The following is an 8385-nucleotide window of genomic DNA, read 5'->3' on the forward strand; positions in this document are numbered from 1 at the left end:
AGGTGGCAATTTTGCCGGCTGTTTGGTAGAAGCGAGGGGCTTTCTGGACGTATGTACTTTTTGTTCTCTATTGGCGTTCTGATGTGATATAATATTTATGTGTGCCAAAACATGTTATCCCGAAAGCATTTCCGCTTCGGTCCTTTCACTTTGTATCCGTTAACGGTCAAATAACGTAAAGCATCGGTAGTATTTTCGTCGGGGATTAGGGCATTCGCAATCCTTATTATACCAACTGGCAGGCTTTGAGGGGGTGTGGTATTTGAGAATTGCAATGCTTCACTGGGCGTTTCCACCCACCATCGGCGGGGTGGAGACCCACCTTGCCATGCTCTGTCCGGCGCTGGTCAGGGAAGGGTGTGCGGTTGCTCTTTTAACGGGCGCGGTAGACGGGAGGGTTGCGGAGGAAACCTGGGAAGGGGTCAGGATCCGGCGGACGCCGCTAATGGACCTAAATTCCCTCAGCCCAACGCTTATAAGGCGCTTTAAGGACGAAATCCGGGAAGAATTAGCCAGGTTTATCGACCGGGAACGGCCGGATATCATTCACGCGCATAACATGCATTACTTCAGCTACATCCACGCCGAGGCACTGGTCAGAATTAAGGAGCGCATGGACGTACCCTTGATTTTAAGCGCCCATAATGTTTGGGATGATGAGACCTGGGAGGAGTTGCTACAGCTCCGGTTTGCCTGGGACGGGGTTATTGCCGTAAGCCACTATATTAAAAGGGAGCTTGTCGTGAGCGGTTATCCAGCTGGGCAAATTCGCGTAATCCACCATGGGCTTGATCTAGCTCGCTTCCAGGCGGCTACGCCACCGGAAACGGTTCGGCACGAAATCAGAGAAAAGGCGCGGGGGAGGAAGATAGTTTTTCATCCCGCGCGGATGAGTCTCGCCAAGGGTTCGGATATTGTCGTACTTGCTTTCAAACGGGTGAAGGAAGTTTACCCGGATGCTTTCCTGCTGCTTGCCGGGACCAATAACACGGTGGACTGGGGCAGCTACCGGCAGGGTGAAATTGCCCAGATTCGGCGCATGATTGCTGAATGCGGGCTGGAGGAGGATGTGCTTATCCGCTTCTTCCCTTGGGAAGAGATGCCCGCTGCTTATGGGGAAAGCGAAGTGGTAGTTTATCCCTCTTCGTTCGACGAGCCTTTTGGCCTGGTACTCCTGGAAGCGATGGCGGCGGGGAAGCCGCTCGTCGTCACCCGGGCGGGGGGGATGCCGGAGATTGTGGTTCCGGGAGAAACGGGATTTATCATTCCGCGGCGCCAACCCGACGCGTTGGCCGAAAAAATATTAGCGCTGCTGCGGGCCCCAGATTTAGCGCACCAGATGGGTCAGAGGGCCCGGCAGCGCGTCGCGGAAAGATTTACCCTCGAACGGATGGTGCGGGAGACGGTTGCGTACTACGAGGAAGTGTGCCGGACGCGGGGACGCGCGGAAAGGGGAAAGCGCTCAAGTGCTGTCGGATGATAAGCTGAGAATCGCTCCTGAACGGGTTGAGGTTCAGACGGAAGTTATCAAGAGCAACGAAATTTTCCTGATTACGCTACCCGATGGTTCGGTGCCCTGCGGGTATCCCGGAGGACTCGGGCTTTATTACCGGGACACCCGGTTTTTAAGCGCCCTGGAATTTTACGTAGAAGGGATAGAACCGAGCTTTCTTGCGGCGGGTACACGGTGCAGCTTCTTCTTCCAGTGCGAGCTCGCTAATCCGGAGCTAACAATTGCGGGGCGGCTTATTCCCCTGCAGACGCTTCATTTTCGGCTGTTCCGCCTCCTCCACGGTACCCTTTACCAGCGTTTTCGCGTTCGTAACTATAACCTTTTCCCCGTTACGCTAACGCTGAGCTTTAGGGTGGGCGCCGATTACCGTGACCTTTTCGAGGTGCGGGGAATGAAACGACTTGAGCGGGGGGAAATTCTTCCCGCGCAGGTTGAGCGCGACGGGGTGGTTTTTCGGTACCGGGGCCGCGATGACTTTTACCGGACAACCTTTCTTCAGTGGGATCTGCCGCCGGACGAGGTTCAGCCTGAAGGAGAAAACGTTTGGATTCATTACCGGGTGCAGGTGCCGCCTAAGGAAAGGATTTATCTCTACTGGGCGATCGGGGTTGCGGTAGACAAAAAGAAGGATGCGTTTCCGGGGGTGGCGCTACCTGCGGACCTCAAGGATAGTTTCTTAGCTGGGGCGGAGGCGCAACGGAAGAGTTTTTCAGCCTGGCGGGAGAGTTGCACGCAGTTCGCCACGCCCCGGGAGCGCTTCAACCAGATGCTCAACCAGGCGTTGGCCGACCTTTGGGTTTTACGGAGTGATTATCCAGAGGGGCCCGTTATTGAGGCAGGTGTTCCTTGGTTTGCGACGGTTTTCGGCCGGGACGCCTTAATCACCGCGTGGCAGACACTTATCGTGAACCCCCAGATCTGCCGCGAGGTGCTGCGTTTTTTGGTAAGGTTCCAGGGGGAAAAGGTCGATCCTGCTCGGGGAGAAGAACCAGGGAAGATCATCCACGAGATCCGCCGGGGGGAAATGGCCAACTGCCGGGAGATCTTGCACACACCGTACTACGGCTCCATCGACGCTACCCCCTGGTTCATTATCGTGCTTGGCGATTTTGTGCATTGGACGCAGGATTTAGAGTTCTTGCAGGAGATGCATACACCGCTTTTAAAGGCTCTAACCTGGTGTACCGATTACGGGGATAGGGATAACGATGGCTATATCGAGTATGTAGGGGATGCTCCGGGAGGGCTTAGGAATCAAGGTTGGAAAGACTCGTGGGACGGCATCCTGGACCCGGAGGGCCGGCCGGTAGAGCCACCGGTGGCCTTGGTTGAAGTACAGGCTTACCTCTACGCCGCCTACAGAAGGGCGAGCCGGATGCTATCGCTTTTAGGTGATAAAAAGGCAGCAAGGGAGTACGAGGAGCGGAGCCGCCGGTTGCGGCAGAATTTCCGCCGTGACTTCTGGGTAACAGAGCAGGATTGCCTAGGTCTGGCGCTCGATGGGCGAAAGCGCCTGGTTAAGACCGTGACTTCGAACATGGGGCACGCTCTTTTTACCGGCATCCTGCACCCGGGGGCGGCGAAGAAGGTGGCCAAGAGGCTTTTTTCCCGCGAGCTTTTTTCGGGCTGGGGGATCAGGACCCTGAGCACGGCGGAAAAAGGTTATAACGCCATCAGCTACCATAACGGTTCTGTCTGGCCGCACGATAACAGCATCATTGCCTTCGGGCTGCGCCGTTACAATCTGTTAGAAGAGCTGAGACTGCTAGCGGAGGCCCTTTTCGATGCGGCTTACGCGTTTCCGTATTTCCGGTTGCCGGAGCTTTTCTGCGGCTTCAGCCGGCGGCCTAACGTCAGGCCGGTCCGGTATCCGGTCGCCTGTGAACCCCAGGCCTGGGCGGCAGGCAGCCTCTTTTTGCTCCTGCAGGCCTGCATCGGGGTGAGGGTAACGGCGGAGGGGCTGCTAATTCAGCGACCGGTTTTGCCTTCGTTCTTAAAGGAGCTCCAGATAAGGGGAATGAAGGTTCACGACGGCAGAGTGGGGATTGATTTTGTCAACCGGGACGGGCGCGTTTTCTGCCTGCCGATAGAAAAAACCGGCAGTGTCAGGATCATTATTGAAGCGTAAGGGTTTCCGATTGTCGGTTGGCAGTAGATGCTGTAAAAGGGGGAGATTATGGGACTCTCTTTCCAGCTTCCTGTAAAACCGCGGGTTGTTGTTGTTTCCAATCGGGGCCCTTTAGTATGGGCAGAAACATGCAGCGGCGTTGAAAAAAGGGTGGCGGTTAGCGGACTGGTATCGGCGCTTTTGCCTCTCTTCCGCACGGTGCACGGCGTCTGGGTTGCGTGGGGTGGACGGGCCTCACTGCCGAACGAGGTAGGCTTTCTCCACCAGGAAGGGGACCTGAAGTGGCAAGAGGTTCCCCTGACAGAAGAAGAGCTGCGGCTCTATTACGATGGCTTTTCCAACCAGGTGCTTTGGCCGCTCTGCCATTATTTCACGGAGAAATGTGCGGTCGAGCCCGCATGGTGGGAAGGATATAAGGCGGTAAATAAAAAGTTTGCGTTTTTCACCCGGAAGGTCGATTGGGGCGCTGATCTCATCTGGATTCACGACTACCACCTCGCCCTTTTGCCGGCGCTGCTGCGCCAGCGGGGGAACGAAGGGAAAATGCCGCGGATCGGTCTCTTCTGGCACATTCCCTTTCCGGGCCCTGACCTATGGGAAATTGTGCCGTGGGCGAAGGAGATCATCGAGGGCCTTTTAGGGGCGGATTTCATCGGGTTTCATACTCCTGGTTATGTGGAAAACTTTTTGCGCGCGGCCACTACTTTCACTGTGGCTACAGCTTTGCCGGGGCAGAAAGGGTTGATCTACCGGGGTCGTGAGGTGACGGTGAAGGCGCTTCCGGTGGGTGTTGACCACGAGTTTTTCGCCGGGCTGAGCAGGGACGCTAAGGTAAGAGAACAGGCAAGGCTTATCCGGGCCCAAGTCGGCACGGAAAAGATTTGCCTTGGCGTTGAGCGACTCGACTACAGCAAGGGGGTTTTAGAGAGATTAATCGCTTTCGAGCGGTTTCTCGAGGAAAATCCTGCGTACTGGGGCAGGGTTTCCCTTATCCAGATCGGCGTGCCCACCCGGGCGGGCGTGGGCGCTTACGAAGAGCTGCGCCGGCGGGTAGAGGACTGCGTGAACCGCATCAACAGCAGATTCGGGCGTTCTTCCTGGACGCCGGTCTGGTACCTGGCCCGGGCTTACAGTCAGCGTGAACTGGCCGCTTTTTACTTGGCGAGCGACGTGGCCATCGTCACCCCGTTGCGGGACGGCCTGAACTTAGTGGCGGCCGAATACGTGCTCACGCGATCCGATACCGACCCCGGTGTGCTGGTGCTGAGCAGGCTGGCCGGTATTGCGCACTATTTACGGGAGGCGTTGCTCGTAAATCCGTTTAATATTGCGGAAATGGCGGCTGCGCTCCGGTCGGCGCTGGAGATGCCGGCTGCCGAGCGGCGGTTTCGCCAGCGGACGCTGCGGCAGAGGCTTGCCCGGCGCACAGCGAGTGCCTGGGTGCGGGCCTTTTTGCAGTTAGCGCTGGAAGAGGTGGCGGACGAGGTCTTTGTTGGGTAATAACAGACAGGGGGAAACAGACCGTTGAGCGAAGGATTTTGCCCCTTAAGGAAGGTTTTGTTGCTGCTTGACGCCTTTTCTGGTAGTCTTTTTCCGGGATAACCTGGTTGAGGAACGGGGGGTGCCCGGTAGATGCGGGAACGGGTCCAGATTGATACGGATATCCTGATCGTCGGCGGCGGGACGGCAGGTTGCCTGGCGGCCTGGGAGGCGCGGCAGGTAGGCGGGCCGGACCTGCGGATTACCATCCTGGAAAAGGCCAATATCCGGCACAGCGGTTCGCTCGCTGCCGGACAGAACGCGCTTAACGCCTACATTAACCAGGGAACACCGGAGGACTGGGTCGCCTACGTCCGCTACGACCTGTGCGGCGCGCCGGTGCGCGAGGATATTCTGCTGAGCGTGGGGCGGGAGCTTAACGAGACGGTGGCGATGATGGAGAAGGAGGGTCTCCCGATCAAAAAGGACGCGGACGGGCGATACCTGGCGCGGGGCAAGTGGAATATCGAGGTCAATGGGCGGTTTTTGAAGCCGATCACCGCGAAAATGGCCGAGAAGGCTGGCGCACAGATAATTAACTGGGTTTACACCGTTGAACTCCTTGAAAAAGAGGGGCGCTGTGTTGGTGCGGTAGGTTTTGGCGTGCGGGACGGCCGGTTTTACGTAATCCGGGCCAAAGCGGTCCTCATGGCTGCCGGCGGGGCAGCGGGCATCTGGCGTCCCCGGTACAGCGGTGACGCCCACCACCGCATCTGGTACGTTCCGTTTAATACCGGTGCCAGCTACGCGATGATGAAGCGGATCGGGGCAGAGATGACTGGTTTCGATACCCGGATGATCCCGGTGCGCCTGAAAGATACCTACGCGCCGGCGGGGACGTTAGCTATCGGGGCGAACGCCAAGATGGTTAACGCCCTCGGCGAGGTTTTTATGCTCGAGAAGGAAGAGTACGTGCGAATGGGCGGGCATACGGCGCCGACGCCGATCCGGGTCTGGGCCTGCTACCGGGAAATCGCTGCCGGGCGGGGCCCGATTTTTATGGATCCAACCAAAGGTGATCCCGAAAAGGTAGCCGGGCTGCGGGAGCAGTACCTGGATATGTCGCCGAGCACCGTCCTTTATTGGGCGGCCCACGATATCGATCCCGCGCGGGAACCGATTGAGATCGAAGGCGATTCCCCCTTCCTTGTCGGGGCGCATGCCGCGTGCTGCGGGGCCTGGACCATTGGGGCTACCCGGATGACGACGGTGCCCGGTCTTTTTGCCAGCGGCGAGGCGCTTGGACAGGCACCTTCACGCTTTATCTCTGGCTCTTGGACCTGCGGCCGGATCGCGGGACGTAATATGGTCAAGTGGATCGAAGAAAACGGGATTCCGCTTGCAGAGCTCGACCCGGAAGAGATAGACGCGCTTGAGGAGAGGACCTTTGCGCCGCTGGCGCGGTGGAGCAAGCAACAGTTTTTCACCAACGGCAAGCCGGTTATGGGTATCCTGCCCAAGGAGATGGAAGAGCATATGCAGAACGTGATGGAGGATTACTGCGGGGGGCGGGTGCGCCATTTCGCGGTGAGCGAGCCGTACTTGAATATTGCGCGGAAGCGGATCAACCGGCTGCGGCGGGACCAACTGAAGTACCTAACGGTTCCCGACCTCTACGAACTGCAGCAGGCCTGGGACGTGATCAACCGGCTCGACTGTTGCCAGTTGGTAATCGAGCATATCAGTTACCGGAAAGAAACGCGCTACCTCGGCTACGTTAACCGGACGGATTATCCAGAACGGAACGACGCCGAGTACGATTGTTTCATCTGTTCCGTCTGGCACCCGGATACGGACGAGCTTACCTTCAAGAGATACCCTTACGAACAGATCGTTCCAGGTGACCGGACTAAGGAGACGATTTAGTTTCGAAAACGCTGGCCTTTCAGGGGGTGCCCGAAGAAGTTACCAAGGGGCAGGGCTGTAAAGCCCGCAACTCGGAGCAGGGGAATGGTCCTCAAGATTTTATGCAAAGTTTGGTGAAAGGAGGGTTGGCGGGAATGCCGCCTTATGTCCTTCCGGATAAGTGCGACGGCTGTAAGAACGAGCCTGATCCGCTCTGTGTTTCGGTTTGCCCGGGCAACCTTTTCGTCGTTGACGCGGTGACGGGCAAGGCCTACTGTCGGGATCCTGGAGAATGCTGGGATTGCATGACCTGTACCATCTACTGCCCGACCCAGGCGATTGTGACCCAGGTGCAGTACCAGCTCGCCCCCATCCCGGCCCGGCTCGTCCCCAAGCTCGGCCGGCACAGCATCACCTGGACGCTGACCGACTGCAAGGGGAAGGTTTACCGGATGCGCAACCTTGTCCTGGCGGACGGCGAGGAGGATAACGGCACCTAGCAGCCGGAAGTGAGGGGAAAAGAAAGTGGCCCGCTTGCAAGAGCGGGCCCATTTTTATATTCACGGGGAGCTTAAGGTTTTTACTTCGCCTCGATCAGTTTTACCTGTTTAAAGGCGTAATTATTGCCCTGCTTAACTACCTGCCACACTTCGTAGACGGCGCTAATTCTATCGCCCTGATGGTCGAAAGTGATTGTTCCGCTGCCGTAAACCCCGTCACAGCCGATCCACCGCAGTTTATCGAGACCGAGGCTTAACGCCTGCTGGTAAATTACCCGGCCGTCGTCGTTATAGCCGATGTGGAAGACGCCGTCCGGTTTCAGGTTTTTAATCTGGGTGAGTTCCGTACGGAAATCTTTCTTATTTGGGTCGTACTTTACCACGCCGACGACCGCCGCCTTACCGGCGAGGGCGGATTGAATAACGCTGCTCAAGCCGGTGCCGTACGGGTTGTCCATCGCCAAGATGGCGACCTTCTTGAGGCCTTCGTCTACCGCTAACTGAGCCATCACCTTGCCCTGGAAAGCGTCGTTCGGACAGGTCCGGAAAAGGTAGTCACGCCAGGGCTGCCCCGAAAGTTCAGGAGAGGTAGCCGAGGGCGAAACGAGCAACACCTTACGGCTGGAGGCGTAAGGGCCGGCAGTCTTCGCTCCGCCGGAAGTCATCCCGCCGATGATCAGCTTTACGTTATTAAGCTCCACCAGTTTTTTGACGGCGTTAAGACAGGTTGCCGGGTTGGTAGCGTCGTCTTCTAAATAGAGCCTAACCTTTTTCCCGTTTACGCCACCGGCCGCGTTTATTTCGTCCACGGCGAGTTTAACGGCATCTGCCATTTTGCTCCCCATGGCCGCCAATTGACC

At 57.4% G+C, this 8385-nt stretch carries 6 protein-coding genes; 5 read left to right on the top strand and 1 reads right to left on the bottom strand.

Annotated features, from left to right (window positions below; genetic code table 11):
* Positions 1 to 253 precede the first annotated feature (253 nt).
* From ACUVTA_RS07175 to ACUVTA_RS07195, 5 genes are all read left to right on the top strand, one after another.
* Entirely contained in the window at positions 254 to 1480 is a 1227-nt protein-coding gene (locus ACUVTA_RS07175; RefSeq protein WP_445952275.1) for a glycosyltransferase family 4 protein, read from the top strand.
* The gene (locus ACUVTA_RS07180; protein ID WP_445952276.1) at positions 1467 to 3641 is read left to right on the top strand and encodes an amylo-alpha-1,6-glucosidase; all 2175 of its coding nucleotides are present in this window, start codon (positions 1467 to 1469) and stop codon (positions 3639 to 3641) included. The genes ACUVTA_RS07175 and ACUVTA_RS07180 overlap by 14 nt, the downstream gene beginning before the upstream one ends.
* A 48-nt stretch (positions 3642 to 3689) precedes the next feature.
* Positions 3690 to 5141, top strand: coding sequence for an alpha,alpha-trehalose-phosphate synthase (UDP-forming) (locus ACUVTA_RS07185; protein ID WP_445952277.1), 1452 nt, complete (start codon positions 3690 to 3692; stop codon positions 5139 to 5141).
* Positions 5142 to 5273: 132 nt separating this feature from the next.
* Complete coding sequence (locus ACUVTA_RS07190; protein ID WP_445952278.1) at positions 5274 to 7046, top strand: adenylyl-sulfate reductase subunit alpha; 1773 nt, start codon at positions 5274 to 5276, stop codon at positions 7044 to 7046.
* Positions 7047 to 7180: 134 nt separating this feature from the next.
* Positions 7181 to 7525: a 4Fe-4S dicluster domain-containing protein gene (locus tag ACUVTA_RS07195; RefSeq protein ID WP_445952279.1), complete on the top strand. Its 345-nt coding sequence runs from the start codon at positions 7181 to 7183 to the stop codon at positions 7523 to 7525.
* Positions 7526 to 7605: 80 nt separating this feature from the next.
* Here ACUVTA_RS07195 and ACUVTA_RS07200 read toward each other — a convergent pair.
* On the bottom strand, positions 7606 to 8385 hold a 780-nt coding region (locus ACUVTA_RS07200), incomplete at its 5' end, for an ABC transporter substrate-binding protein (protein ID WP_445952280.1).

Source organism: Thermodesulfitimonas sp., from assembly GCF_052743955.1.

What these genes read in the sequence shown, in the direction of transcription:
- ACUVTA_RS07185 (WP_445952277.1), top strand. Translation starts at nt 3,690, where the DNA reads ATGGGACTCTCTTTCCAGCTTCCTGTAAAACCGCGGGTTGTTGTTGTT.
- ACUVTA_RS07195 (WP_445952279.1), top strand. Translation starts at nt 7,181, where the DNA reads ATGCCGCCTTATGTCCTTCCGGATAAGTGCGACGGCTGTAAGAACGAG.
- ACUVTA_RS07190 (WP_445952278.1), top strand. Translation starts at nt 5,274, where the DNA reads ATGCGGGAACGGGTCCAGATTGATACGGATATCCTGATCGTCGGCGGC.